Origin of the sequence: Pseudomonas sp. L13, from assembly GCF_009935965.1 — a bacterium.
Taxonomy (GTDB): Bacteria; Pseudomonadota; Gammaproteobacteria; order Pseudomonadales; family Pseudomonadaceae; genus Aquipseudomonas; species Aquipseudomonas lactis.
Window position 1 is genome coordinate 1 of sequence record NZ_QODJ01000013.1, and the last position, 23,891, is coordinate 23,891.

Sequence of the window (23,891 nt, forward strand, 5' to 3'; positions counted from 1 at the left end):
CCGAGTGGTGGGGCAAGAGCGTTTTGCTTACTTTTGCGCTTTTCAAAAGTGAGCCGCCGTCAGGGCGGAACCCTAAGCGGCCGTTACCTAAATAACGGATATGTACCCGGTCCAACTGTGTTGCCTGTCAGGCCGTCTTCGCAGGCAAGCCAGCTCCCACATTTGGATCGTGGTGTGTCAGTTAGATCAGCGCCGACTGTCAGTCCGTCACGGGAGCAAGCTCCCTCGCCACAGGTCCAGCGTCACACCAAAGTTGTGTAGATACCTATGCTGCGATGGGGGCCTCAAGCTGCCCGCCTATTTCAGATCCAACCACCCGCCTGCAACACAAAAATCCCGATATTCGTAGTCACCGCCGCCATCAGCGTGGTGATCACGATAATCGCTGCCGCCAACTCATGATTCCCCTCCGCCGCCCTGGCCATCACAAAGCTCGCGGCTGCAGTCGGCGCGCCGAAATACAGGAACAGAATCCCCAACTCCGGCCCTCGGAACCCCAGCAACCACGCGCCCAGGGTGGCGATCACCGGCAGCCAGATCATCTTCATCAGGCTTGCGCTCAACGCCATGTTGCCACTCTTGCGCAGCGCGGCCATGGACAAGGTGCCGCCGATGCAAATCAACGCCAACGGCAGCGTGGTGTCGGACAGGTACTGCAAGGATTTCTCAAGCCAACCGGGCACGCCGATCTGGAAGTACGCGAACGGCGCGGCGACGATCACGCTGATAATCAGCGGGTTGGCCATTACGCTTTTGAAGATGCTCCACGGGTCGGACTTGATCACCGGGCTATACACCGCCAGCACAATGGTTGACAGCGTGTTGTAAAAGAGGATCACCAACGCGGCGAGGATCGCGCCCAGGGAGATACCGTAGTCGCCGTACATACTGGCCGCCAGCGCCAGGCCGATGACCCCGTTGTTGCCACGAAACGCGCCTTGGGCGTAGATGCCTCGGTCTTCGCGCTTGCAACGAAAGATCGCCCAGCCCCAGGCCATGGCAAAGCTCACCAGGGTGGCGACGCAAAAGTAGATCAGCAGCCCCGGCTTGAGCGCCGAGTGCAGGTCGGCATGCAGAATGCCCAGGAACAGCAGCGCCGGCATGGCGACGTTGAACACCAGGGACGATGCAGTGTGGATAAAATTGTCATTGATCCAGTTGATGCGCTTTAGAAACACGCCCAGGAACAGCATGGCAAACACCGGCGCGGTGATGGTGAGGGTGGTGAGGAAGATTGCCAGCATGCCGGGGGAGAACCTTGGTGGGCGTCGTTAGTTGGCTAATGATAAGCCAGTACGAGCGGGTTCGTGTGGGCAACGCACTTCAAATGTAGGAGCGAGCTTGCTCGCGAAAAACTCCCAGGCGCCGCGCTCATTCAGTTAACACGCGTTATCGTTGACGTTTTTCGCGAGCAAGCTCGCTCCTACAGGGTTAGCGCCTGGTCTCAGGTAATGGGCGCCGGGTTGAACAGCGTGATGTCGTTATGCAGCTTGTGCCGCTCTGCCCAGGTCTGCTTCTTGCCGCTGGCCACATCCAGATAGAAGTGGAACAGCTCCCAACCCAGCTCCTCGATGCTCGCCCGCCCCGTGGCAATACGCCCGGCGTCGATATCGATCAGGTCCGGCCAACGCTGGGCCAGCTCGGTGCGGGTGGAAACCTTCACCACCGGCGCCATCGCCAGCCCGTACGGTGTGCCGCGCCCAGTGGTGAACACGTGCAGGTTCATGCCCGCCGCCAGTTGCAAGGTGCCGCAGACAAAATCACTGGCCGGTGTGGCGCAAAAGATCAGGCCCTTTTCCTTGAAGCGTTCCCCAGGGCCAAGTACGCCGTTGATCGCACTGCTGCCGGATTTGACGATGGAGCCCAACGACTTCTCGACAATGTTCGACAACCCGCCCTTCTTGTTACCCGGCGTGGTATTGGCGCTACGGTCCGCCTCGCCCTTGGCCAGGTAACGGTCGTACCAGTCCATTTCCCTGACCAACTCACGGGCAACGTCCTCGTTTTGCGCGCGTGAAGTCAGCAGGTAAATCGCATCGCGCACTTCAGTCACTTCGGAAAACATCACCGTCGCGCCGGCGCGCAGCAACAGGTCCGAGGCATAGCCCAGTGCCGGGTTGGCGGTGATGCCGGAAAACGCATCGCTGCCGCCGCACTGCATGCCCAGGATCAACTCGGAGGCCGGCACGGTTTCGCGGCGGCGCTGGTCGAGTTTCTTCAAGCGCACGTCGGCCAGGGCCATGATCTGCTCGATCATTTCGGTAAAGCCGTGGCTGGAATCCTGCAGGCGATACAGCCACGGCTCGCTCAGGTCTACAGAACTGTCGTTATCGTGCATCACCTGGCCGGCCTGGAGCTTTTCGCAGCCCAGGCTGATCACCAAGGCTTCGCCGCCCAGGTTGGGGTTGCGCGCCAGGTTGCGCACGGTGCGGATGGGGATGTAGGCATCCGTTGCCGTAATCGCCACGCCGCAGCCGTAGCTGTGGGTCAGCGCCACCACGTCATCGACATGGGGGTAGTTGGGCAGCAACTCGTCCTTGATGCGCTTGACCGCATGGTCCAGCACGCCGGTCACGCATTGCACGGTGGTGGTAATGCCGAGGATATTGCGCGTGCCCACGGTGCCGTCCGCATTGCGATAGCCCTCGAAGGTAAACCCCTCCAGGGGCGCCTGGGCTTCAGGCACCTCGGTGGACAGCGGCAAGCTGTCCAGCGGCGGTGCGGTGGGCATGCGCAGCTGGTCCTCCTGCACCCAACTGCCGCGGGGAATCGGTGCCAGGGCATAACCGATGGTCTGGCCGTAGCGAATAATCTGGCCGCCCTCGGGAATGTCTTCCAGCGTCACCTTGTGGCTCTGCGGGATGAAATCCACGGTGACCAGGCCGTCGGGAAACTCGGTACCGGCGGGTACCCCTTGATCGTTCACTACGATCACCACATTGTCGCGCTCGTGCAAACGGATCGAGCGCGGCGAGTCGGCATGTTCAATCAACTGCATCACACGAACCTCAGGAATGCGCTTGAGAAAGGTTGGTCAACTCAGGGCCCTGGGTCGGCGGCTCCTTGAGCACCACGCGCTTGATCGGGCCGACAATCACCAGGTAACTGAACACCGCCACCAGCGCGTTGGCGCCAACGAACACCAGCGCCCATTTGAACGAGCCGGTGGTGCTGATGATGTAGCCAATCACAATCGGCGTGGTGATCGACGCCAGGTTACCGAAGGTGTTGAACAAGCCGCCACTGAGCCCGGCGATTTGTTTCGGCGACGTGTCGGACACCACCGCCCAACCCAGTGCGCCAACGCCCTTGCCGAAGAAGGCCAAGGCCATGAAGCCCACCACCATCCATTCGATATCCACGTAATTGCACGCCACGATGCTGCTGGAAATCAGCAGGCCACCGATGATTGGCGCCTTGCGTGCGAAGGTCAGCGAGTGGCCTTTGCGCAGCAGGTAGTCGGAAATCACCCCACCGAGCACGCCGCCGATAAAGCCGCAGATCGCCGGTAACGAGGCAATGAAGCCGGCCTTGAGGATGGTCATGCCACGCTCCTGCACCAGGTACACCGGAAACCAGGTCAGGAAGAAGTAGGTGATGCCATTGATGCAGTACTGGCCCAGGTAGACACCGAGCATCATGCGGTTGGTCAGAAGCTGGCGGATGTAATCCCACTTCGGCCCGTCGGTTTTCTTGCCCTTGCCCTTGTCCTGATCCATGTCGACCATCGCGCCATTGGCGGCGATGTGATTGAACTCGGCCTCGTTGATCATCGGATGCTGGCGCGGGCTGTGGATAACTTTCAGCCAGATCAGCGAGAAAACAATGCCGATCACGCCCATCACGATAAACACGTGCTGCCAGCCGAAGCGATAGACGATCCAGCCCATCAACGGCGCGAACAACACCGTGGCGAAGTACTGGGCCGAGTTGAAGATCGCCGACGCAGTACCGCGTTCAGCCGTAGGAAACCACGCCGCAACAATACGGGCATTGCCCGGAAACGACGGCGCCTCGGCCAAGCCCACCATGAAGCGCAGCATGAACAGCGCGACTACTGCAGTAGAAACGCCAAACTCACCGACATAGCCTTGCAGCACGGTGAACAGCGACCAGGTGAAGATGCTCAAGGCATAGACTTTTTTCGAGCCGAAACGGTCAAGCAGCCAGCCACCGGGGATTTGCCCGGCCACGTAGGCCCAACCGAATGCAGAGAAGATATAACCGAGGGTGACCGCGTCGATACCGAGGTCTTTTTGCAGGCTGGAGCCGGCGATAGCGATGGTGGCCCGGTCGGCGTAGTTGATCGTGGTCACCAGGAACAGCATGAGCAGGATCAAATAGCGGACGTGGGTCGGCTTGGTCGCTTGCATGTAAAAGTACTCCCACTAATTATTTTTTTTGCGGGTAATGATTTTGTATTGCTTGGTTGCGCCCCCCTGTAGGAGCGAGCTTGCTCGCGAAAGACGTCAACGATTACGCGGGCATTCAGGATGCACGCGGTGCATTTGAGTTTTTCGCGAGCAAGCTCGCTCCTACAGGGAGGGTGCTGCGTGTTACGAACCGATGTAGCTGGTTTTCACCACGGTGTAGAACTCTTGCGCATAGCGACCTTGCTCACGCGAACCGTAGGATGAGCCCTTACGGCCACCAAATGGAACGTGGTAATCCACCCCCGCCGTCGGCAGGTTGACCATCACCATCCCGGCTTGGGAGTGGCGCTTGAAGTGGTTGGCATATTTGAGCGAGGTGGTGGCGATGCCGGCCGACAAGCCGAACTCGGTGTCATTGGCCATGGCCAGCGCCGCCTCGTAGTCGGCCACGCGTACCACGTTGGCCACCGGGCCGAAGATCTCTTCACGGCTGATGCGCATCGCCGCTTCACTGTCGGCAAACAGTGTGGGCGCCAGGTAATAGCCTTCGGTGTCACAGGTCACCAGGCCGCCACCACTCACCAGCCGGGCACCTTCGCTCTGGCCGATGTCGATGTACTTCAGGTCCTGATCCAGCTGGGCCTGGGACACCACCGGGCCAATGTCGGTGCCGCTATTCAACGCGTGACCGACCTTGATCGACTTCATGCGCTCGGCCATGGCGGCGACAAACTGGTCGTGAATTCCGGCAGTAACGATCAAACGGCTCGAGGCGGTGCAACGCTGGCCGGTGGAGTAAAACGCACTCTGGACCGACAGCTCGACAGCCTGTTTGAGGTCGGCATCGTCGAGAATGATCTGCGGGTTCTTGCCGCCCATTTCCAACTGCACCTTGGCCTGGCGCGAGACACAGCTGACGGCGATCTGACGCCCAACGCCCACAGACCCGGTGAAACTGATGCCATCGACTTTCGGACTGTTGACCAGCACGTCGCCGACCACACGGCCACTGCCCATCACCAGGTTGAACACACCGGACGGGAAACCGGCACGGGAAATGATTTCGGCCAAGGCCCAGGCACAGCCCGGCACCAGTTCGGCAGGCTTGATCACCACGCAGTTGCCGTAGGCCAGGGCCGGGGCGATTTTCCACGCGGGGATGGCAATCGGGAAGTTCCACGGGGTGATCAGGCCCACCACACCGAGGGCTTCGCGGGTCACTTCAACGTTGACGCCCGGACGCACCGACGGCACGTAATCGCCCGACAGGCGCAGGCATTCACCGGCGAAGAATTTGAAGATATTGCCGGCACGGGTCACTTCGCCAATGGCTTCAGGCAGGGTCTTACCCTCTTCTCGGGCCAGCAGGGTGCCGAGTTCTTCGCGACGGGCGAGGATTTCGCTGCCGACTTTATCCAGCGCATCGTGACGCGCCTGGATACCGGAGGTGGACCACGCCGGGAACGCGGCGCGAGCAGCATCAATGGCCGCGTTGACTTGGGCCACGTCCGCTTTGGCATATTCGCCAATGGCGTCGGACAGATCCGACGGGTTGATGTTGGTGCAGTAGTCGGCGCCGGTTACCCATTCACCATTGATGTAGTTCTCAAAACGCTTTGCTTGGGACACGAATCTTCTCCTGACGCAAAAGGCCGCTGATTGCTCAGCGGCCTTGTGGATAATTTATTGCGCGCCTTGCTTGTCGATCAGCGCGGCGAGGGCTTCGTACTCTTCCGGCAGCAGGTCGGTCAGTGGCGTGCGCACGGGGCCGGCGTCATAACCGACGATTTTCGCACCGGCCTTGACGATGCTCACCGCGTAACCGGCCCTGCGGTTACGGATATCCAGGTACGGCAGGAAGAAGTCGTCGATGATCTTGCCGACGGTGGCGTGATCTTCGCGGGCAATGGCGTGGTAGAAATCCATCGCCGTCTTGGGGATGAAGTTGAACACCGCCGAGGAGTACACCGGCACGCCCAGGGCCTTGTAGGCCGCGGCGTAAACCTCAGCAGTCGGCAAGCCACCGAGGTAGCTGAAACGGTCGCCCAGGCGACGGCGGATCGACACCATCAACTCGATATCACCCAGGCCATCCTTGTAGCCGATCAGGTTCGGGCAGCGCTCGGCCAGTTGCTCCAGCAGCGGTGCGGTCAGGCGGCAGACATTGCGGTTGTACACCACCACGCCGATCTTGACCGACTTGCACACGGCTTCAACGTGGGCGGCAACCCCGTCCTGGCTGGCTTCGGTGAGGTAGTGCGGCAGCAGCAGCAACCCTTTGGCGCCGAGGCGTTCGGCCTCTTGAGCGTACTCGATGGCCTGGCGGGTGGCACCGCCTACACCGGCCAGGATCGGCACGCTGGACGCGCAGGTATCCACGGCGGTTTTCACCACCTGGGAGTATTCGCTGGCCGCCAGGGAGAAAAACTCACCTGTGCCGCCCGCGGCGAACAAGGCGCTGGCGCCATAAGGGGCCAGCCATTCCAGGCGCTTGATGTAACCCGCCTGGTGGAAATCACCCTGGGCGTTGAAATCGGTCACCGGGAAGGACAGCAGACCGTGGGAGAGGATGGACTTCAGTTCTTGTGGATTCATTATTCGAACACCCTGGGCGAAGACTTTCTTACGAAAGGTTGTTGTTGGTTTTGATGATGTCGTACGTCATCGTACAACTATAAATAAATTCGTCAACTGCAATTCATACGGCGTAATCCTGCGCAGGCTTAAGACGCGGCTCTTGACGTAGGAAATTTCTCACCTATGATTCAGATAACTGTATGTACATACAGTTAACACGGAAGATTCCTACGACATAGCAAGGAGCTAACATGTCAGGTCTTGAACTCGCAGCACCCGAAAAAAACCCGCCTACCCTGCGCTTCGAAGGCGGTGAACACACCGCCATCGGCGATGACACTCTGCTTCGCTTCAGCAAGGACGCCTCGGCCATTCCTGCGCGCCAAGTCGAACTGCACCTACCCAACGGGCTCGCGCTGACCTATGGTCAAGTAATCGCCCTGGGCGGCGACTTCTATGGCATCCCCGGCCAACCGATCAGCGATGGCAACTCCCCGGCCGAGCGCGTGCAACGCTTCACCGCCGCTTTCAACTCGCTCGCCGTGTTGCCCGCTTCACGGCAAGAAGCGCAGAAGATCCTGGCGGTGATGCAAAAGGAGATCAACGCCGTCAACCAGGCGATCAAGGACGGCAAACAGCCTCACGAAGCCTACGACGCTCTTGGTGATACGTTGTCCGAGGAGTGGAACCGCATCACCGGCGGCGGCAGCGCTGTTTCGGCCCTCGTGCCACTGGGCCGCTACCTGAAACTGGCAGCGGACAACGCCGACCACTTCGGTGAGTGGGCCTTGTCGGCCTACTTGGCCGGCCATACGGCAGCACTGCAACAGGCAGTGGTGGCCCATCAGACCGGCACCGACCAGGCCCTGGAATTGGCCTACGCCATGAACAGCTTTGCCGATCACTTTTTGACCGACCTGTTTTCCGCCGGCCACCTGCGGGTACCGCGTAAACAACTGGCGGCAGTGGTGACGCCAGGAGAACTCGGCTCGCTGATCAGCCGCTTCATGCACGATGAAGACAGCAAATTCGGGCTCAAGGTGCGCAATGCCATGGGCGCTCAGTGGCATGCCTACGGCGACAAGCGCTACTTCGACAGCATCGACGCCGACAATCGCGTGCAGGTCAAAAGGGCCGTACAGGCCTCGGCGGATGAGATCTTCGAAACCTTCATCAGCGGTATCGCACCCTCCCCGGCCGAGTTCAAGGCACCGCTGTATGTGCCCGACCTGAACGCCGCGCAAAACCCGGCGAATAACTTCTCGCCGCTATTCAAGATGGAGGGGGACAAGGTGCTGCGGCGCAAGGACGTCAATGATTTGAACGACAAGCACTGGACCAATGATTGGTGGGGGTGGAGCACGTACTTGCTGCTTAAGGACTACAAGCCAAACCAACCCGCCAACTAAATAGACGCGGTACTCCAGATAATGGAGATCAACTGTGGGAGCTGGCTTGCCTTAATGCCAGTCAGTTAAGGCTTTTTTGTAGGAGCGAGCTTGCTCGCGAAAAACTTACAGGCGCCGCGTTCATTCAGCAAACACGCGTTATCGTTGACGTTTTTCGCGAGCAAGCTCGCTCCTACAGAAGGCGATGACCACTTAACTGACTGGCATTAGGGCTTGCCTGTGAATGCAGTGGCTCAGTGACAGCTCCCACACGGGCAAACCTCAGCCGCGCTGTGCCTCTGCCTCTTCATGGGCATGGCGCAGCCGCTCACGGCTGTTGGTCAAATGCAGACGCATGGCCGCACGCGCCGCATCCGAATCCTGGCGGGCAATCGCCTCATAGATTTCTTCGTGTTCGCGGCTCAAGCGGCTCATGTAATGCTGTTGATCATCATGGGCCAAACGGGCCGAATTCAGGCGGGTACGCGGAATGATGCTGGTGCCCAGGTGGGTCATGATGTCGGTGAAGTAGCGGTTACCGGTAGACAGGGCAATTTCCAGGTGGAAGGCAAAGTCCGACGCCACCGCATCGCCGGCGTGGGCCGCACTTTCATTCAAGGCATCGAGGGCCGCACGCATGGCCGCCAATTGCTCATCGCTGCGACGCAAGGCAGCAAGGCCCGCAGACTCTACTTCCAGGCTGATACGCAGCTCCAGAATCGCCAACACATCACGCAAGGTCACCACGGTGGCCGGGTCTATGCGGAAACCGCTGGGGCTTGGCGTGTCCAGCACGAAGGTGCCGATACCGTGGCGAGTCTCCACCTGCCCTGCCGCCTGCAACCGCGAGATGGCTTCGCGCACCACCGTACGGCTGACGCCATGGGCGTCCATGATCGCCGACTCGGTGGGCAACTTGTCGCCGCGTTTGAGCTGGCCATCGCGGATCTGCTCGGACAACACCGTGACCAATTCCTGGGCAAGGCTGCGGCGCTTGCGGGGAAGACGTGGGGTGGCGCTGGCGTTTTCCATGATGAACCATCTTTCTCGACGAACTAAAGACCGCATCATAGCCCATGGTGGTTGTACGATCACCGTTCTGGCGCGACTTTCATCCATATCCTTCACGCAAAAAAAATGCCCCGACAGATGTCGAGGCATTTTTCAGATGGGTCTGTAAGCGTAATCCGCCTACTTCACCACTTTCAGGCTTGGCCGACCGCTAGGGCGCGGCGGCTCGGTATCCGGTGGCGGTACATCATCACCGTCTTCGCTCTCGATCGTTTCGTCATCCTCTAAAGGCGACTCCAGATCGAACACCATGCCCTGGCCATTTTCCCGGGCATAGATCCCGAGGATGGCACCGATAGGCACGAACAGCGTATGGGGCACACCGCCGAAACGCCCTTCGAAGCTCACCGCTTCGTTGTCCATGTGCAGGTGGCGCACGGCACTGGGCGATACGTTCAGCACAATTTGTCCGTCACTGGCAAAACCCTGGGGCACCTGAACCGCAGGAAATTCGGAATTGACCAGCATGTGCGGGGTGCAATCGTTGTCCACAATCCACTCATAGAGCGCGCGGACCAGGTAAGGTCGACTGGAGTTCATCAGCGGCTCCTTAAGCCTTAGCGCATATCGCGTTCGGCGCCAGACAGACTCGCCTGGAAAGCCTCACGCGCAAACTGGCGCTCCATGTAATCAAGCAACGGCTTGGCCGGCCGTGGCAGTTCAATGCCCAGAATCGGCAAGCGCCAGAGTATGGGTAATAGGCAGCAATCCACCAAGCTTTGTTCCTCACTGAGGAAAAAAGGTTTGTCGGCGAACAACGGCGAAACGCCGGTCAGGCTCTCGCGCAATTCCTTGCGCGCCTGCACACGAGCGGCTTCTTTGGAACGCGAATCCAGGATCACATCCACCAGCCCGCACCAGTCACGCTGGATCCGATGGATCAGCAAGCGGCTGTTGGCACGCGCCACCGGGTACACCGGCAGCAAAGGCGGATGAGGGTAACGCTCATCCAGGTATTCCATCACCACGGTCGACTCCCACAACGCCAGGTCACGATCGACCAGGGTGGGCAAGCTGCCGTAAGGGTTCACTTCGATCAGCTTCGGCGGCTGACGGCCCGCCTCCACACTGATGATCTCGGCGCTGACACCCTTCTCTGCGAGCACGATGCGTACTCGGTGGGAATAGTGGTCGGCGGGGTCGGAGTAACAGGCCAACCGGTTGGTCACGCCCATGGCGGTCCTCCTCGCTTGTTGAAATTATCGAAAGCTCAAAAACGAGCGCGCCCAGAAAGCATCCCTGTAACGACCGGTTCAAACCGGCGCTACGTGTTCAGAGATGCCGCTGGGCGCGCAAGATTAACAGCAATTGCTTACGGTTGGATCAATGCACATCCTTCCAGTATTCGCGCTTGAGCAAATAAGCGAATACGAAGAAGAAAGCCAGGTACAGCAAGACGTAGGTACCGATGCGCTGATGCTGCAGTTTGACCGGGTTGGCCGAGTAGGCCAGGAAGGTCACCAGGTTCTTGACCTTCTCGTCGAACTGCTCTTCGTTCAGCGTACCGGTCTTGGGCACGATGGTCAGTTGATCGCACGCTTCATGGGTCAGCGGCGTGCCGGTCAACGGATCATATTGCTTCTTGCCGTCTTCAACGACCTGAACCTGCTTGCATCCTACCACTTGGCGCCCCTGCAGGCCGACCAGAACGTTCGGCATGCCGACGTTCGGGAAGACTTTGTTGTTCACGCCATAGGGGCGCGCAGGGTCTTCGTAGAAGGACTTGAGGTAACCGTAGAGCCAGTCGGTACCGCGTACCCGAGCCACCAGGGTGAGGTCGGGCGGTGCAGCGCCGAACCAGGTCTTGGCGTCGGCCGGCTGCATGCCGATGTTCATGTGGTCGCCGATCTTGGCGCCCGTGAACACGGCATGGCTGAGCATCACCTCATGGGGAATGCCCAGGTCATCGGCAACGCGCTCGTAGCGTTGGAACTTGGCGCTGTGGCACCCCATGCAGTAGTTGGTGAATGTACGCAGCCCATCCTGCATGGCGGCTTTGTCAGACACATCGATATCGACTTTTTCCAGCTCCGCACCATGCTCGGCAGCGAAGGACAGTAGCGGCAGCGCCGCAAGCACGAATGCAACGAGTAATTTTTTCATCAGCCAGTCACCCTTTCCGGAACCGGTTTGGTCTTCTCGAGCCGGGTATAGAACGGCATCAGAATAAAGTAGGCGAAGTACAGGAAGGTGCAGACCTGCGACAGCAACGTGCGCTCAGGGGTGGGCGCCAATACACCCAACACACCCAGGATCACGAACGAAATGCAGAACACCCACAGCCAGATCTTGCTCAGCCAGCCTTTGTAGCGCATCGACTTGACCGGGCTACGGTCGAGCCACGGCAGCACGAACAGCACGGCGATGGCCGCGCCCATGGCGATCACGCCCATGAGTTTGTCGGGGATCGCGCGCAAGATCGCGTAGAACGGCGTGAAGTACCAGACCGGGGCAATGTGCTCAGGTGTCTTGAAGGCGTTGGCCTGTTCGAAGTTAGGCTTCTCCAGGAAATAACCACCCATCTCCGGGAAAAAGAACACGATCGAGCAGAACACAAACAGGAACACCACTACGCCGACAATGTCTTTCACGGTGTAGTACGGGTGGAACGGAATACCATCCAGCGGGATGCCGTTCTCGTCCTTGTGCTTCTTGATGTCCACACCATCCGGGTTGTTGGAACCCACTTCGTGCAGCGCCAGGATGTGCAGTACCACCAGGCCCAGGATAACAATCGGCAAGGCCACCACGTGCAAGGCGAAGAAGCGGTTCAGGGTGATGCCGGAGATTAGGTAGTCACCACGAATCCACTGGGTGAGGTCGTTGCCGATCACCGGGATTGCGCCGAACAACGAGATGATCACCTGGGCGCCCCAGTACGACATCTGGCCCCAAGGCAACAGGTAGCCCATGAAGGCTTCGGCCATCAGCGCCAGGTAGATCAACATGCCGAAGACCCACACCAGCTCGCGGGGCTTCTGGTACGAGCCGTAGAGCAGGCCGCGGAACATGTGCAGGTACACGACGATAAAGAACGCGGATGCGCCGGTGGAGTGCAGCAGGCGCAGGATCGAGCCGTACTCGACGTCACGCATGATGTATTCGACAGAAGCAAACGCTTCTTCCGCCGACGGCGTGTAGCTCATTGTCAACCACACGCCAGTGACGATCTGGTTGACCAGCACCAACAGGGCAAGGGAGCCGAAGAAGTAGAAGAAGTTGAAGTTTTTCGGCGCGTAATATTTGCTGAGATGGTCTTCCCACATTTTGGTGGCGGGGAAGCGCGCATCCACCCAATCCATGAACTTGCTCATCACGCGTTCTCCTTGTCGAGGCCAATGACAATGATGTCGTCAGATTCGTAATTGTGAGGAGGAACCGGCAGGTTCAGGGGCGCGGGCTGGGATTTGTAGACGCGGCCAGCGAGGTCATAGTGGGAACCGTGGCACGGGCAGAAATAACCGCCGACCCAGTCTTTGCCCAAGTCGACAGGCGCCACTTCCGGGCGGAAGGTAGGTGAGCAACCCAGGTGGGTACACAGACCAACCAGCAGCAGAATCTCTGGCTTGATCGAACGCGCTTCGTTCTTGGCGTAGGCGGGCTGGTCGGACTTTTCGGATTTCGGGTCAGACAGCTGGCCTTCGATCTTCTTCAGATTCCCCAGGATTTCCTCGGTACGACGAACAATGAAAACCGGCTGGCCGCGCCACTCAGCAATCATCTGCTGGCCTGGCTCGATCTTGCTGACATTCACCTTCACCGGTGCACCTGCGGCTTTCGCCTTGGCACTGGGAAACCATGACCCCACGAACGGGACCGCAGCCCCCACCGCTCCTGCAGCACCCACCACGGATGTGGCTGCTACCAAGAAGCGACGCCGGCCTGCATTCACGCCGTCATTGCTCATTCAGTCCTCTCCCATCAGCTTTTTGGCCTGTTAAATCAGGCGTCTACTAAGTGTTGAATCTTTACTTATAAAAATTTTGACGGATGGTAATGAAAAGCCCCACGTATGACAAGGGAATTGCCCAGGGCTCCGCCTCCAGGCCTTGTAGTATAGGGGGTCTACGGATGTGGCAAGTTGTCACGGCGAAAAATGTGCATAAATCGCAGGCAATAAAAAACGCCCAGCTCCGTGAGGAGGCTGGGCGTTTTTGTGGAACGTAAAGCGAATTAACGCTTCGAGTACTGCGGACGCTTACGCGCTTTACGCAGACCGACTTTCTTACGTTCAACTTCACGAGCATCGCGAGTCACGAAGCCAGCTTTGCGCAGAGCGCCACGCAGGGTTTCGTCGTACTGCATCAGAGCGCGAGTGATACCGTGGCGGATTGCGCCAGCTTGACCACTTACACCGCCACCGATAACGGTGACGTAGATGTCGAACTTTTCAACGGTCTCGGTCAATTCCAGCGGCTGACGAACTACCATGCGGGCAGTTTCGCGGCCGAAGAAGTTGTCCAGGGAGCGGTTGTTGATCGAGATGTTACCAGTGCCCGGACGCAGGAAAACGCGTGCGGTTGCGGTTTTGCGACGGCCAGTGCCGTAATTTTGAGTCGCCGACATAATGAACTATTCCGTTAAAACTTCAGTTCTTGGGGCTGCTGAGCAGCATGAGGGTGTACAGCGCCCGCATAGACTTTCAGCTTGCGAAACATATCGCGACCCAGTGGGCCCTTAGGCAGCATGCCTTTGACCGCGATTTCGATCGGGGCTTCAGGCTTCTTGGCAATCAGGCCTTCGAAGTTGGAAGACTTGATACCGCCTGGGAAACCGGAGTGACGGTAGTACATTTTGTCGCTTGCTTTGTTGCCGGTTACACGAACCTGCTCAGCGTTGATGATGACGATGTAGTCGCCGGTATCAACGTGCGGGGTGTATTCAGGCTTGTGCTTGCCACGCAGACGGCTGGCGACTTCAGTGGCCAGACGACCCAGGGTCTGACCAGCGGCGTCGACGACAAACCAGTCGCGCTGAACTGTTTCCGGTTTTGCAGTAAAAGTTGTCATTCTTTAATAGCCTCAGGGGCCGCCTGTAAATTTAGACGGCGGATCTTACTGAATAGTGCGTACTTTGACAAGGTCAAAGGCAGCCGGATACAGACGCTATCGGGGGCTCGGGTCGGCGCGTCCGTTCAACGGCAAGATTCTTCGGCAGGCGGCGCATCACTTCCACTGCAGAAAGAGGTGGGCAATTATGCAGATTGCGAAAAAAAATTCAACCTGCTTTTATGATTGTTTTCCCCGAAGGAGTACCCGATGGATTACCGACAGCTGGGCCGCACCGATCTGAATGTCAGCGCCATCGCGTTGGGCACCATGACCTGGGGCGAGCAGAACAGCGAGGCAGAGGCCTTCGCGCAGATCGAACGGGCCAAGGCCGCGGGGATCAACTTCCTCGACACCGCAGAAATGTACCCGGTGCCGCCCAAGGCCGACACCTACGCCACCACCGAACGCTACATCGGCAACTACTTCAAAAGCCGTGGCGACCGCGCCGACTGGGTGCTTGCCAGCAAGATCGCCGGCCCCGGCAACACCATCGACTACATCCGCGATGGCCACCTGCGCCACAACCGCAAGCACATCGGCGCAGCCCTCGACGCCAGCCTCAAGCGCCTGCAGACCGACTGGATCGACCTCTACCAACTGCACTGGCCGGAGCGCAGCACCAACTTCTTCGGCCAGTTGAGCTACAAGCACAAGGACGAAGACGACCTCACCCCACTGGAGGAAACGCTCGAAGCCCTGGATGAACAGGTGAAGGCCGGCAAGATCCGCCACATTGGCCTGTCCAACGAAACGCCGTGGGGCACCATGAAATTCCTCGCCCTGGCCGAAGCCCGCGGCTGGCCGCGTGCAGTGTCGATCCAGAACCCCTACAACCTGCTCAACCGCAGCTTTGAAGTAGGCCTGGCGGAGGTTGCCATTCGTGAACAGTGTGGCTTGCTGGCCTATTCGCCTTTGGCGTTCGGCATGCTCAGTGGCAAGTACGAGAATGGCGCTCGCCCGGCCAAGGCACGCCTGACTGAATACAGCCGCTTCAGCCGTTACTTCAACCCGCAGTCGGAAGCGGCGTGCAGCCGGTATGTGGCTCTTGCGCGGGAACATGGCCTGGACCCGGCGCAGATGGCGCTGGCGTTTGTGACGCAGCAGCCGTTTGTGACCAGCAATATTATTGGGGCCACATCGCTGGAACAATTGGACAGCAACATCGCCAGTGCCGATCTGAAATTGTCGAAAGAGGTGTTGGAAGGGATTGAGGCGATTCAGAAGGATCATCCGAACCCAGCACCTTGATTGATCCTTAGACCGCTATCGCAGGCAAGCCAGCTCCCACACTTGAATGTATTCACAAATCGGAATGTGGGAGCTGGCTTGCCTGCGATGAGGCCATCAAGAGCACCAAACAATCAAAGCGCCCGCGCAATGATCTCCTTCATGATCTCATTGGTCCCCGCATAAATCCGTTGCACCCGCGCATCCGCCCAGGCCCGGGCAATCGGGTATTCCCACATGAAGCCGTAGCCGCCATGCAGCTGCACGCACTCATCAAGCACCTTGCATTGCAGGTCCGTGGCCCAGTACTTGGCCATCGCTGCGGTAGGCACGTCCAGCTTGCCTTCCAGGTGCATAGCCATGCACTTGTCCACAAAAACACGGCCAATCTGAATCTCGGTGGCCATCTCCGCCAGCTTGAACCGAGTGTTCTGGAAATCGGCAATCGCCTTGCCGAACGCCTTGCGCTCACGGGTGTACTCAAGGGTCCACTGCAACGCCGCTTCGGCTGAAGACAGTGCGCCAATTGCAACAGTCAGGCGTTCTTGCGGCAGTTCCTGCATCAGGTAGGCAAAGCCCATGCCCGCCTGGCCCAGCAGGTTTTCCTTGGGCACGCGCACGTCCTGGAAGAACAGCTCCGACGTGTCCTGGGCCTTCATACCGACTTTCTCCAGGCGCTTGCCCTTGTCAAAACCCGGCGTATCGGCTTCCACCAGGAACAGGCTGGTGCCCTTGGCGCCGGCCTTGGGGTCGGTCTTGGCAACGACGATCACCAGATCGGCCAGGTAGCCGTTGGTGATAAAGGTCTTGGAGCCGTTGATCACATACTCATCGCCGTCCAAAACCGCTGTGGTCTTGACGCCCTGCAGGTCGGAACCAGCACCCGGCTCAGTCATGGCAATGGCCGTGACCATTTCCCCAGAGATCAATTTGGGCAGGTACTTGTGCTTCAGCGCTTCACTGCCGTAATGCAGGATGTACGGCGCGACGATATCCGAATGCAGGGAAAAGCCGATGCCGGTCAAACCCAGGCGGCTGACCTCTTCGATCACCACCGCGCTGTAGAGAAAATCCGCGCCCAGGCCGCCATATTCCTCTGGCAGGTGGGAACACAACATGCCCGCCTCCCCCGCCTGGTTCCACAGGTTACGGTCGATATAGCCCTGCTTTTCCCATTGCCCATGGAAGGGCACGGCGTGCTTTTCGAGGAAGGTGCGCACGCTCTCACGGAAGAGTTCGTGCTCCGAGCTGAACAAGGTTCTGGGGATCATGGGTCACCTGTGTGGATTGTCGGACAAAGACGAGCCCACAGAGCCTATGCCCCGAAGGCGTCACGGGACACTGGACACATGCGACAAAAAATAAGACGATCCAGCCGTCTGGTGACCACTTTCCCCTATAAGAATAAATGAAATTATGTCTAACCAAATCTCCACGCCGTTGCGGCGCGTCAGCATTTTGGCCATTGATCGGGTATTCGCTTCAACCCTCATGCAAGCCAAGGATTTCTTCCATCTCGCCAGCCTGCGCCATGGCAAACAGCAAGGCCTGGGCCTGACCCCAGGGTTCGAAACGCGCCTGGTCAGCCCCGACGGCCAGTCCGTGCGCAGCTTCAGCGATGTAATCATGCCGGTGGACGGGGGCCTCGAAGACGCCGACATCATTGTGCTGCCGGCCTTCTGGGACGACTTCGATGTGTTGTGCGCCCGTTACCCCCAGGTGCTGCCGTGGCTGCGCGAACAACATGCTCGCGGGGCTGTGCTGTGCGGCGAGGCCACCGGGGTGTTCTGGCTGGCCGAAGCCGGGCTGCTCGATGGCAAGGAGGCGACCACCTACTGGCGCTTCTTCAATGCCTTCAGCGAGCGCTTCCCCAAGGTGCAGCTCAATCAGGACAAGCACCTCACGGACGCCGACAACCTGTATTGCGCCGGCGGCACCACCTCGGCCTGCGACCTTTATATTTACCTGATCGAACGCTTCTGTGGCGCCAACATCGCCCAGGCCGTGGCCCGCGACATTCTCTATGAAGTGCAGCGCAACTATTCCCCGGGGCGTATCGGGTTTGGCGGGCAGAAGTTGCATCAGGACGTGATCATCCTGCAGATCCAGCATTGGCTTGAAGAGCACTTTGCCGACAAGTTCCGCTTTGAAGACGTCGCCCGGGAACACGGCATGAGCATCCGCAACTTCATGCGCCGCTTCCAGGCCGCCACCGGTGACAAGCCGCTGCATTACCTGCAACGCCTGCGTATCGAGACCGCCAAGGGCCTGCTCTCGGGCAGCCGCAAGAGCATCAAGACCATCAGTTATGAGGTGGGCTACGACGATGCGAGTTTCTTTGCGCGGTTGTTCAGGCAGCACACGGAGCTGTCGCCGAACCAGTACAGGCAGCAATTCCAACAGGCTGCCTGACCTCAGCCCAACACAAACCACTGTGGGAGCTGGCTTGCCTGCGATGGCGGTGTATCAGCCAGCCTATAGTTGGCTGATACACCGCCATCGCGGGCAAGCCCGGCTCCCACATTGGATCTCCATTGGGCTGGAGATGGATTAGGGCTTGTGCCCGCGCGACAGGAACTCGTGGGACTGCATTTCCAGCAGGCGACTCAAGGTGCGCTGGAATTCGAAGTTCAAGCGCCCCCCGGTATAGAGGTCCTTGAGTTCGACTTCCGCCGAGATGATCAACTTGACGTTACGGTCGTAGAACTCATCGACCATGTTGATAAACCGTCGCGCGATATCGTCGGTGGTCACGCCCATCTGTTCCACACCACTCAAGATCACGGCGTGGAAAATCTTGCCCAGCTCGATGTAGTCGTTCTGGCTACGCGGGCCGTCGCACAGTTGGCGGAAATCGAACCAGGCCACGTCATCGCAGGTGCGCAGCGCGATGATTTCGCGGTTCTCGATCATCAGCTTGTCGTTTTCCACCGCCTGGGTGCATTCCGGCGTCAGCGCACGGAAGCTTTTCTTCAGGCTTTCGTGTGCGGCTTCGTTGAGCGGGAAGTGGAACAGCTCGGCTTGCTCCAGGTGACGCAGGCGGTAGTCGACGCCGCTGTCGACGTTGACGATATCGGTGTTCTGCTTGATCAGGGCAATGGCCGGCAGGAAGCGCGCACGTTGCAGGCCGTCCTTGTACAGGCCATCGGGCACGATGTTCGACGTGGCCACCAGGGTCACGCCGTTCTTGAACAGTTCTTCCATCAGCGTACCAAGGATCATGGCGTCGGTGATGTCGGAGACGAAGAACTCATCGAAGCAGATCACCCGGGCCTCTTGGGAGAAACGCTTGGCGATGATGGTCAGTGGGTTTTTCTCGCCCGGCAGGGTCTTCATCTCTTCATGCACGCGCTTCATGAAGCGGTGGAAGTGCGTACGTACCTTTTCCTTGAACGGCAGCGCTTCAAAGAAGGTGTCTACCAGGTAAGTCTTGCCCCGGCCCACGCCGCCCCAGAAATACAGGCCCTTGACCGGCGTGTGGTCTTTCTTGCCAAACAGCTTGCTGAACATCCCTGGCTTGCTTTGCGACGCGGCCACGAGGTCCTCGTACAGGCGCTGCAAATGACGCACGGCATTTTCCTGGGCCGCGTCGTGGAAGAACTCGGGGCGTTTCAGATCAGCTTGATATCGTTCTAGGGGCGTCATAATTTCGTTAGCAAGGCAACAAAAACGGGCCGACACTGTAACGACGGCCCTGGATAATGGCAATCAACCCTTGGTCGGGTTAATCCTCGATTGGGGCTAACGCAGCGCGCAAGGCTTCGATGGCCGCGTCACGCGATGCTTGGTCGGCGTACTCGGCGCTGTCAGCGACTGCGGCGCCGTCCAGCCATACGCTGAAGCTCAGGGCCTCGGCGCGCACGTCCAGCACATCACCACTTTGCAGTTGCTTGGTCACCGCGCCGGCCGCTTTGCCATCGGCAAAGTTGCGCGACAGCAGCAGTTGCTCGCCATCAGCGGCCAGCAGGCGGAAGCGGAAGCTGCCGTCAGCTTCACGGAAGCTCACAAACCGCGCAGCCTTTGCCGCTTTCTTCTTGGTGGCGACTGGCGCCGCCGCCTGGTTGACGAACGAACGCAGGCCCACCGCTTCACGCAGCTCGGCCAGGAACGGTGCCGCCACAGCGCGGGCCTTCTTGGCGCCGACCTGCAGCAGGTCTTCCATGTCCGATGGGCGCGACATCAGTTGGTGGTAACGCTCGCGCGCTTCGCCGAGCTGGCCATCGAGCAGTTGGAACAGACGGTTCTTTGCCTCGCCCCAGCCCAGGCCTTCTAGCAGCTGGCCACGGAATTCGGCTTCCTGGGCCTTGGTCGCGAACGCCTGGTACAGGGTGAACAGGTGGGAATTGTCCGGGTCCTTCGCCTCACCTGGCGCGCGGGAGTCGGTGACGATCCGCGAGATCGCGTCCTTCATGTCCTTGGCGCTGGTGAACAACGGGATGGTGTTGTCGTAGCTCTTGGACATCTTGCGGCCATCCAGGCCCGGCAAGGTGGCGACGCTTTCTTCGATCAGCGCCTCGGGCATGGTGAAGAATTCTTTACCGTTGCCGAACAGGTGGTTGAAGCGCTGGCCGATGTCGCGGGCCATTTCCACGTGCTGGATCTGGTCGCGGCCCACCGGCACCTTGTGCGCATTGAACATCAGGATGTCCGCTGCCATCAGCACCGGGTAGCTGTACAGGCCCATGCTGATGCCCGCATCCGGGTCTTCACCGTTTTCGACGTTCTTGTCCACCGAGGCCTTGTAGGCATGGGCGCGGTTGAGCAGGCCCTTGGCGGCAACGCAGGTGAGCAGCCAGGTCAGCTCGGGGATCTCCGGGATGTCCGACTGGCGGTAGAACGTCACCCGGTTCACATCCAGGCCACCGGCCAGCCAGGTCGCGGCGATTTCCATACGCGAGCGCTGGATGCGCTGCGGGTCATCGCATTTGATCAGGGCGTGGTAGTCGGCCAGGAAGTAGAAGGAATCGGCATTCGCGTCTTCGCTGGCGAGGATCGCCGGGCGAATCGCACCGGCGTAGTTGCCCAGGTGCGGCGTGCCGGTGGTGGTGATGCCGGTGAGGATACGGGTACGGGTCGTCATGGGTGATCGCTTGTCATCAATTCGAAAGGCGTGGCAGCACCAGATCCTTGAGATCGGTCAGCTTGCCGTGAAAAAAGTGTCCGCATTCTGCCACTTTCAGCAACTCATGGGGGCGTTTCAGGGCAGCGGACCAGGCGTAGACCACTTGCGGGTCGACCACTTCGTCGCTTTCCGGCTGGATCAGGGTCAACGGGCAGCCTTGGGGCAACACGTCCGACTCGCCCAGGCGCATCACCGCCGCAGCCACCATGAACAGGTGCGCGAGCTTCTCGCCCTTGGCTTCCAAACGCCCGCCGAGACTGGCTGCCACGTAACCGCCGAAGGAAAAACCCAGCAAGGTGATCGGCAGGTCCGGGTGTTTTTCCCGCAGCCAGGTGGCGGCCGCTTCTGCATCGTCGACTTCACCGGCGGTCATATCGTGGGTGCCGGCACTGGCACCGACGCCCCGGTAATTGAAACGCAAAGTAATCAAACCCGCATCGCGGGCGGTGCGTTGCAAGGTCGATACGACTTTATTGAGCATGGTCCCACCCTGCACCGGGTTAGGGTGGCAAACCAGCGCCAGGCCACGTGGTTCGGGGTGATCCAGGTACAAGGCTTCCAATTGGCCCACCGGGCCATCGATCAAAACGGGGGTTTCACGCATGAGCAAGGATGAACTCCGTGACCTCTCAAGGGGTCGACTCGTCTAGCTAAAAGTCTGTGCATGGCATCATTGCGAGCTTAATCGCGGTATACAGCGCAGGTTTGAGCCGTTAACGTAAAGCAAAGCCGTTTATAGAGGAAGGACTCGTGGAACACTCGCTCTTAGTTTGGTTGTTGCCGACTCTTGCCCTGGTTGCCGGTGTCGCCATTGGTTTCCTGGTTGCCCGCCTGCTGCCCAATGCCGCGCCTAACCGCACGCAGCGTCAGCTGGATGACATTCAGGAACGTTTTGACAGTTATCAGAACGAGGTTGTTACCCACTTCAACAGCACCGCGACCCTGGTCAAGAAGCTCACCCAGAGCTACCAGGAAGTACAGGATCACCTCGCCGATGGCGCTAACCGCCTGGCCCTCGACGACATCACCCGCCAGCGCCTGCTGGCTGCGCTGCATTCCGATGCACCGCAAACCCCACGGGAACGCCTGACCCCTCCACGGGAAAACCAGGAGCCACCACGGGACTACGCGCCAAAAACGCCGAACGCTCCAGGCATGTTGGATGAGCATTACGGCTTGAAGAAGTAAGTCATCTTCGAGCAACAAAAAGCCCGGCTGATCGATGATCAGCCGGGCTTTTTGTTGGGTGCCTGAACCATCAGACAACACCGAACATCATGTAGGAGCGAGCTTGCTCGCTCCTACATTGAGCGGGCAAGAGCTTAAGTGAGTTGTTGCTCCTGCAACCGACCACCGTCGATGCGCACATGCCGCCCGTGGAAACGCTTGAGGCTGCTGCGGTGGCCGACGCTGACGATGCTCAACCCCGGCAACTCATCGATCAACGCCTGGTACAAGGTTGCCTCGTCTTCTTCATCCATGGCCGAGGTCGCCTCGTCCATGTACAGCCATTGCGGTGCAAACAACAACGCACGGGCAAAGGCCAGGCGCTGTTGCTCGCCGGGCGAGAGCATGCGTTGCCAGTGGTTGGCTTCATCCAGGCGATTGACCAGGTGCGGCAGGCGGCAGGTCTCCAGCACCTGTGCATAACGTTCTGCCGGATAGACGCTGTCGTCCTGTGGATAACTCAACACGGCCTTGAGCGTACCAATCGGCAAGTAAGGTTTCTGTGGCAGGAACAGGTAGCGTGTCGCCGGCAAGCGAATGCTGCCATGACCGGCGGGCCACAGGTGCCCCATCGCCCGCAGCAACGTGCTCTTGCCGCTGCCGGAACGCCCGCTGAGCATGACGCGCTGACCAGGCTCCACGGTCATGTCGGCGTCGGTGAGCAAATGGCGGCCGTCGGCCAGGTCCATGCCCAGGTCGTTGATCACCAGGCGCTCGCCTTCAGGGCGCACGTCGATCGCCGGCGTGCGTTGCTCGTTGTCGCTCATGGCTTGCTGGAAACTCAGCAGACGGTCGCTGGTGGCGCGCCATGTCGCCAGCTCCGAATAGGCGTTGATAAACCAGCTGAAGTTCTCTTGTACGTTGCCGAACGCCGAGTTGATTTGCATCAGCTCGCCCAGCTCGATCTTGCCGGTGAAGTAGCGCGGCGCGGCGACGATAAACGGGAAGATGATCGCGATCTGGCTGTAGCCGGCGGTGAAAAAGGTCAAGCGCTTGGACACTTTCATGATGTCCCAGAAGTTCTGCCAGACCTTGCCAAAGCGCGTGCTCAGGCGCTGCCTTTCATTCGGCTCGCCGTTGTACAGGGCGATACTTTCGGCATTCTCACGCACCCGCACCATGGAAAAACGCAGGTCCGCTTCAAAGCGTTGTTGTTGGTTGCTCAGGCCAATCAAGCGCCGGCCGATCAGGTGCGTCAGCCAACTGCCCACGGCGGCGTACAGCAACGCACACCAGAACATGTAGCCGGGGATGGTGACGCCGAACACTTCGATGCTGCCCGAGACACCCCACAGGATGATCGAGAATGACATCAGGCTGACCACGTTACGCAGCAAGCCGAGCCCCAGGCTTAAAGTGCCGGACGTGAAGTTGTTGAGGTCTTCGGAAATCCGCTGGTCCGGGTTATCGGTGTAGCCGCCCTGCTCCAGCTGGTAGTAATTCTTGTGGGCCAGCCACCGGCTGAAGTGTTTTTCGGTGAGCCAGGCGCGCCAGCGGATCGTCAGCATCTGGGTCAGGTAAAGGCGGTACACTGCACCGAGTATCGCCACCGCCGCGATCCCGCCGAAATAGCCGATCAGTTGCCAGAAGGCCGCGGTGTCCTTCTTCTCCAGAGCGTTGTAGAAGTCCTTGTACCAGTGGTTGATCCACACGGAGATCGCCACGCTGAACAGCGACAGGCCAATCACTGCGGCCAGCAACAGCCAGGCCCTGCCTTTCTCTTCACTGCGCCAATAGGGTGTGATCATGGCCCAGGTTCGGCGGAAGAAGTGCCCACGCACCGCGTCGTTGACCGCGCGGTATTCAGCGTTCTGATTCATCGTTCAGGCTCGGTAGGGAAAAATGACAGGCGTTT

The 23,891-nt window shown here is 59.3% G+C and carries 22 protein-coding genes; 4 read left to right on the forward strand and 18 right to left on the reverse strand.

The annotated features are described in order from the left end of the window. Positions 1-302 precede the first annotated feature (302 nt). The 5 genes from DK871_RS09515 to kdgD form a co-directional block, all read right to left on the reverse strand. Positions 303-1,244 (reverse strand): AEC family transporter, encoded by a 942-nt coding sequence (locus DK871_RS09515; protein ID WP_161904838.1) that lies wholly within the window; start codon positions 1,242-1,244, stop codon positions 303-305. 200 nt (positions 1,245-1,444) lie between these two features. Then, complete coding sequence (gene garD, locus DK871_RS09520) at positions 1,445-2,998, reverse strand: galactarate dehydratase (RefSeq protein WP_161904839.1); 1,554 nt, start codon at positions 2,996-2,998, stop codon at positions 1,445-1,447. A 10-nt stretch (positions 2,999-3,008) separates the two neighbouring features. Beyond that, positions 3,009-4,373 (reverse strand): MFS transporter, encoded by a 1,365-nt coding sequence (locus tag DK871_RS09525; RefSeq protein ID WP_003188541.1) that lies wholly within the window; start codon positions 4,371-4,373, stop codon positions 3,009-3,011. 183 nt (positions 4,374-4,556) lie between these two features. Beyond that, positions 4,557-6,002 carry an aldehyde dehydrogenase family protein gene (locus tag DK871_RS09530; RefSeq protein ID WP_161904840.1) on the reverse strand — a complete coding sequence of 482 codons (1,446 nt, stop codon included), beginning with the start codon at positions 6,000-6,002 and terminating at the stop codon, positions 4,557-4,559. Positions 6,003-6,056: 54 nt separating this feature from the next. Next, on the reverse strand, positions 6,057-6,968 hold the full coding sequence (kdgD, locus tag DK871_RS09535) for a 5-dehydro-4-deoxyglucarate dehydratase (protein ID WP_161904841.1): 912 nt from the start codon (positions 6,966-6,968) through the stop codon (positions 6,057-6,059). Between the two features lie 233 nt (positions 6,969-7,201). Here kdgD and DK871_RS09540 point away from each other — a divergent pair, with 233 nt between their 5' ends. Further along, positions 7,202-8,359 carry a phospholipase gene (locus DK871_RS09540; protein ID WP_161904842.1) on the forward strand — a complete coding sequence of 386 codons (1,158 nt, stop codon included), beginning with the start codon at positions 7,202-7,204 and terminating at the stop codon, positions 8,357-8,359. Positions 8,360-8,620: 261 nt separating this feature from the next. Here DK871_RS09540 and DK871_RS09545 read toward each other — a convergent pair whose 3' ends face one another. The 8 genes from DK871_RS09545 to rplM form a co-directional block, all read right to left on the reverse strand. Then, on the reverse strand, positions 8,621-9,370 hold the full coding sequence (locus DK871_RS09545; protein ID WP_161904843.1) for a FadR/GntR family transcriptional regulator: 750 nt from the start codon (positions 9,368-9,370) through the stop codon (positions 8,621-8,623). A 159-nt stretch (positions 9,371-9,529) separates the two neighbouring features. Continuing rightward, positions 9,530-9,949 (reverse strand): ClpXP protease specificity-enhancing factor, encoded by a 420-nt coding sequence (locus tag DK871_RS09550; RefSeq protein ID WP_161904844.1) that lies wholly within the window; start codon positions 9,947-9,949, stop codon positions 9,530-9,532. Positions 9,950-9,966: 17 nt separating this feature from the next. Continuing rightward, entirely contained in the window at positions 9,967-10,584 is a 618-nt protein-coding gene (locus tag DK871_RS09555; protein WP_003188529.1) for a glutathione S-transferase N-terminal domain-containing protein, read from the reverse strand. 148 nt (positions 10,585-10,732) lie between these two features. Further along, positions 10,733-11,512 (reverse strand): cytochrome c1, encoded by a 780-nt coding sequence (locus DK871_RS09560; RefSeq protein WP_003188528.1) that lies wholly within the window; start codon positions 11,510-11,512, stop codon positions 10,733-10,735. Continuing rightward, positions 11,512-12,723 carry a cytochrome bc complex cytochrome b subunit gene (locus DK871_RS09565; protein WP_003188526.1) on the reverse strand — a complete coding sequence of 404 codons (1,212 nt, stop codon included), beginning with the start codon at positions 12,721-12,723 and terminating at the stop codon, positions 11,512-11,514. Before DK871_RS09565 ends, DK871_RS09560 begins: the two co-directional genes overlap by 1 nt. Then, the gene (gene petA / locus DK871_RS09570; protein WP_161904845.1) at positions 12,723-13,316 is read right to left on the reverse strand and encodes a ubiquinol-cytochrome c reductase iron-sulfur subunit; all 594 of its coding nucleotides are present in this window, start codon (positions 13,314-13,316) and stop codon (positions 12,723-12,725) included. Before petA ends, DK871_RS09565 begins: the two co-directional genes overlap by 1 nt. Before the next feature lie 266 nt (positions 13,317-13,582). Beyond that, the gene (gene rpsI / locus DK871_RS09575; protein ID WP_002555064.1) at positions 13,583-13,975 is read right to left on the reverse strand and encodes a 30S ribosomal protein S9; all 393 of its coding nucleotides are present in this window, start codon (positions 13,973-13,975) and stop codon (positions 13,583-13,585) included. 14 nt (positions 13,976-13,989) lie between these two features. After that, on the reverse strand, positions 13,990-14,418 hold the full coding sequence (gene rplM / locus DK871_RS09580) for a 50S ribosomal protein L13 (protein ID WP_003188508.1): 429 nt from the start codon (positions 14,416-14,418) through the stop codon (positions 13,990-13,992). Positions 14,419-14,667: 249 nt separating this feature from the next. On the opposite strand from rplM, the gene DK871_RS09585 reads away from it, so the two are divergent. Then, on the forward strand, positions 14,668-15,708 hold the full coding sequence (locus tag DK871_RS09585; protein ID WP_032893580.1) for an NADP(H)-dependent aldo-keto reductase: 1,041 nt from the start codon (positions 14,668-14,670) through the stop codon (positions 15,706-15,708). 113 nt (positions 15,709-15,821) lie between these two features. Here DK871_RS09585 and DK871_RS09590 read toward each other — a convergent pair whose 3' ends face one another. Beyond that, positions 15,822-16,958 (reverse strand): acyl-CoA dehydrogenase family protein, encoded by a 1,137-nt coding sequence (locus DK871_RS09590; RefSeq protein ID WP_161904846.1) that lies wholly within the window; start codon positions 16,956-16,958, stop codon positions 15,822-15,824. 220 nt (positions 16,959-17,178) lie between these two features. On the opposite strand from DK871_RS09590, the gene DK871_RS09595 reads away from it, so the two are divergent. Further along, positions 17,179-18,099 (forward strand): GlxA family transcriptional regulator, encoded by a 921-nt coding sequence (locus tag DK871_RS09595; protein ID WP_178116039.1) that lies wholly within the window; start codon positions 17,179-17,181, stop codon positions 18,097-18,099. Positions 18,100-18,237: 138 nt separating this feature from the next. On the opposite strand, the gene zapE is transcribed toward DK871_RS09595, so the two are convergent. The 3 genes from zapE to DK871_RS09610 form a co-directional block, all read right to left on the reverse strand. Next, entirely contained in the window at positions 18,238-19,332 is a 1,095-nt protein-coding gene (gene zapE / locus DK871_RS09600; protein ID WP_032893582.1) for a cell division protein ZapE, read from the reverse strand. A 79-nt stretch (positions 19,333-19,411) separates the two neighbouring features. After that, on the reverse strand, positions 19,412-20,767 hold the full coding sequence (locus tag DK871_RS09605) for a tryptophan--tRNA ligase (protein ID WP_161904848.1): 1,356 nt from the start codon (positions 20,765-20,767) through the stop codon (positions 19,412-19,414). 16 nt (positions 20,768-20,783) lie between these two features. Beyond that, complete coding sequence (locus DK871_RS09610) at positions 20,784-21,413, reverse strand: alpha/beta hydrolase (RefSeq protein ID WP_161904891.1); 630 nt, start codon at positions 21,411-21,413, stop codon at positions 20,784-20,786. 146 nt (positions 21,414-21,559) lie between these two features. On the opposite strand from DK871_RS09610, the gene DK871_RS09615 reads away from it, so the two are divergent. After that, positions 21,560-21,997: a YhcB family protein gene (locus tag DK871_RS09615; RefSeq protein WP_003171734.1), complete on the forward strand. Its 438-nt coding sequence runs from the start codon at positions 21,560-21,562 to the stop codon at positions 21,995-21,997. A gap of 134 nt (positions 21,998-22,131) precedes the next feature. On the opposite strand, the gene DK871_RS09620 is transcribed toward DK871_RS09615, so the two are convergent. Continuing rightward, positions 22,132-23,856 (reverse strand): ABC transporter ATP-binding protein/permease, encoded by a 1,725-nt coding sequence (locus DK871_RS09620; protein ID WP_161904849.1) that lies wholly within the window; start codon positions 23,854-23,856, stop codon positions 22,132-22,134. Positions 23,857-23,891 lie beyond the last annotated feature (35 nt).

What these genes read in the sequence shown, in the direction of transcription:
- DK871_RS09515 (WP_161904838.1), bottom strand. Translation starts at nt 1,244, where the DNA reads ATGCTGGCAATCTTCCTCACCACCCTCACCATCACCGCGCCGGTGTTT.
- garD (WP_161904839.1), bottom strand. Translation starts at nt 2,998, where the DNA reads ATGCAGTTGATTGAACATGCCGACTCGCCGCGCTCGATCCGTTTGCAC.
- DK871_RS09525 (WP_003188541.1), bottom strand. Translation starts at nt 4,373, where the DNA reads ATGCAAGCGACCAAGCCGACCCACGTCCGCTATTTGATCCTGCTCATG.
- kdgD (WP_161904841.1), bottom strand. Translation starts at nt 6,968, where the DNA reads ATGAATCCACAAGAACTGAAGTCCATCCTCTCCCACGGTCTGCTGTCC.
- DK871_RS09540 (WP_161904842.1), top strand. Translation starts at nt 7,202, where the DNA reads ATGTCAGGTCTTGAACTCGCAGCACCCGAAAAAAACCCGCCTACCCTG.
- DK871_RS09545 (WP_161904843.1), bottom strand. Translation starts at nt 9,370, where the DNA reads ATGGAAAACGCCAGCGCCACCCCACGTCTTCCCCGCAAGCGCCGCAGC.
- DK871_RS09550 (WP_161904844.1), bottom strand. Translation starts at nt 9,949, where the DNA reads ATGAACTCCAGTCGACCTTACCTGGTCCGCGCGCTCTATGAGTGGATT.
- DK871_RS09555 (WP_003188529.1), bottom strand. Translation starts at nt 10,584, where the DNA reads ATGGGCGTGACCAACCGGTTGGCCTGTTACTCCGACCCCGCCGACCAC.
- DK871_RS09560 (WP_003188528.1), bottom strand. Translation starts at nt 11,512, where the DNA reads ATGAAAAAATTACTCGTTGCATTCGTGCTTGCGGCGCTGCCGCTACTG.
- DK871_RS09565 (WP_003188526.1), bottom strand. Translation starts at nt 12,723, where the DNA reads ATGAGCAAGTTCATGGATTGGGTGGATGCGCGCTTCCCCGCCACCAAA.
- petA (WP_161904845.1), bottom strand. Translation starts at nt 13,316, where the DNA reads ATGAGCAATGACGGCGTGAATGCAGGCCGGCGTCGCTTCTTGGTAGCA.
- rpsI (WP_002555064.1), bottom strand. Translation starts at nt 13,975, where the DNA reads ATGTCGGCGACTCAAAATTACGGCACTGGCCGTCGCAAAACCGCAACC.
- rplM (WP_003188508.1), bottom strand. Translation starts at nt 14,418, where the DNA reads ATGACAACTTTTACTGCAAAACCGGAAACAGTTCAGCGCGACTGGTTT.
- DK871_RS09585 (WP_032893580.1), top strand. Translation starts at nt 14,668, where the DNA reads ATGGATTACCGACAGCTGGGCCGCACCGATCTGAATGTCAGCGCCATC.
- DK871_RS09590 (WP_161904846.1), bottom strand. Translation starts at nt 16,958, where the DNA reads ATGATCCCCAGAACCTTGTTCAGCTCGGAGCACGAACTCTTCCGTGAG.
- DK871_RS09595 (WP_178116039.1), top strand. Translation starts at nt 17,179, where the DNA reads ATGCAAGCCAAGGATTTCTTCCATCTCGCCAGCCTGCGCCATGGCAAA.
- zapE (WP_032893582.1), bottom strand. Translation starts at nt 19,332, where the DNA reads ATGACGCCCCTAGAACGATATCAAGCTGATCTGAAACGCCCCGAGTTC.
- DK871_RS09605 (WP_161904848.1), bottom strand. Translation starts at nt 20,767, where the DNA reads ATGACGACCCGTACCCGTATCCTCACCGGCATCACCACCACCGGCACG.
- DK871_RS09610 (WP_161904891.1), bottom strand. Translation starts at nt 21,413, where the DNA reads ATGCGTGAAACCCCCGTTTTGATCGATGGCCCGGTGGGCCAATTGGAA.
- DK871_RS09620 (WP_161904849.1), bottom strand. Translation starts at nt 23,856, where the DNA reads ATGAATCAGAACGCTGAATACCGCGCGGTCAACGACGCGGTGCGTGGG.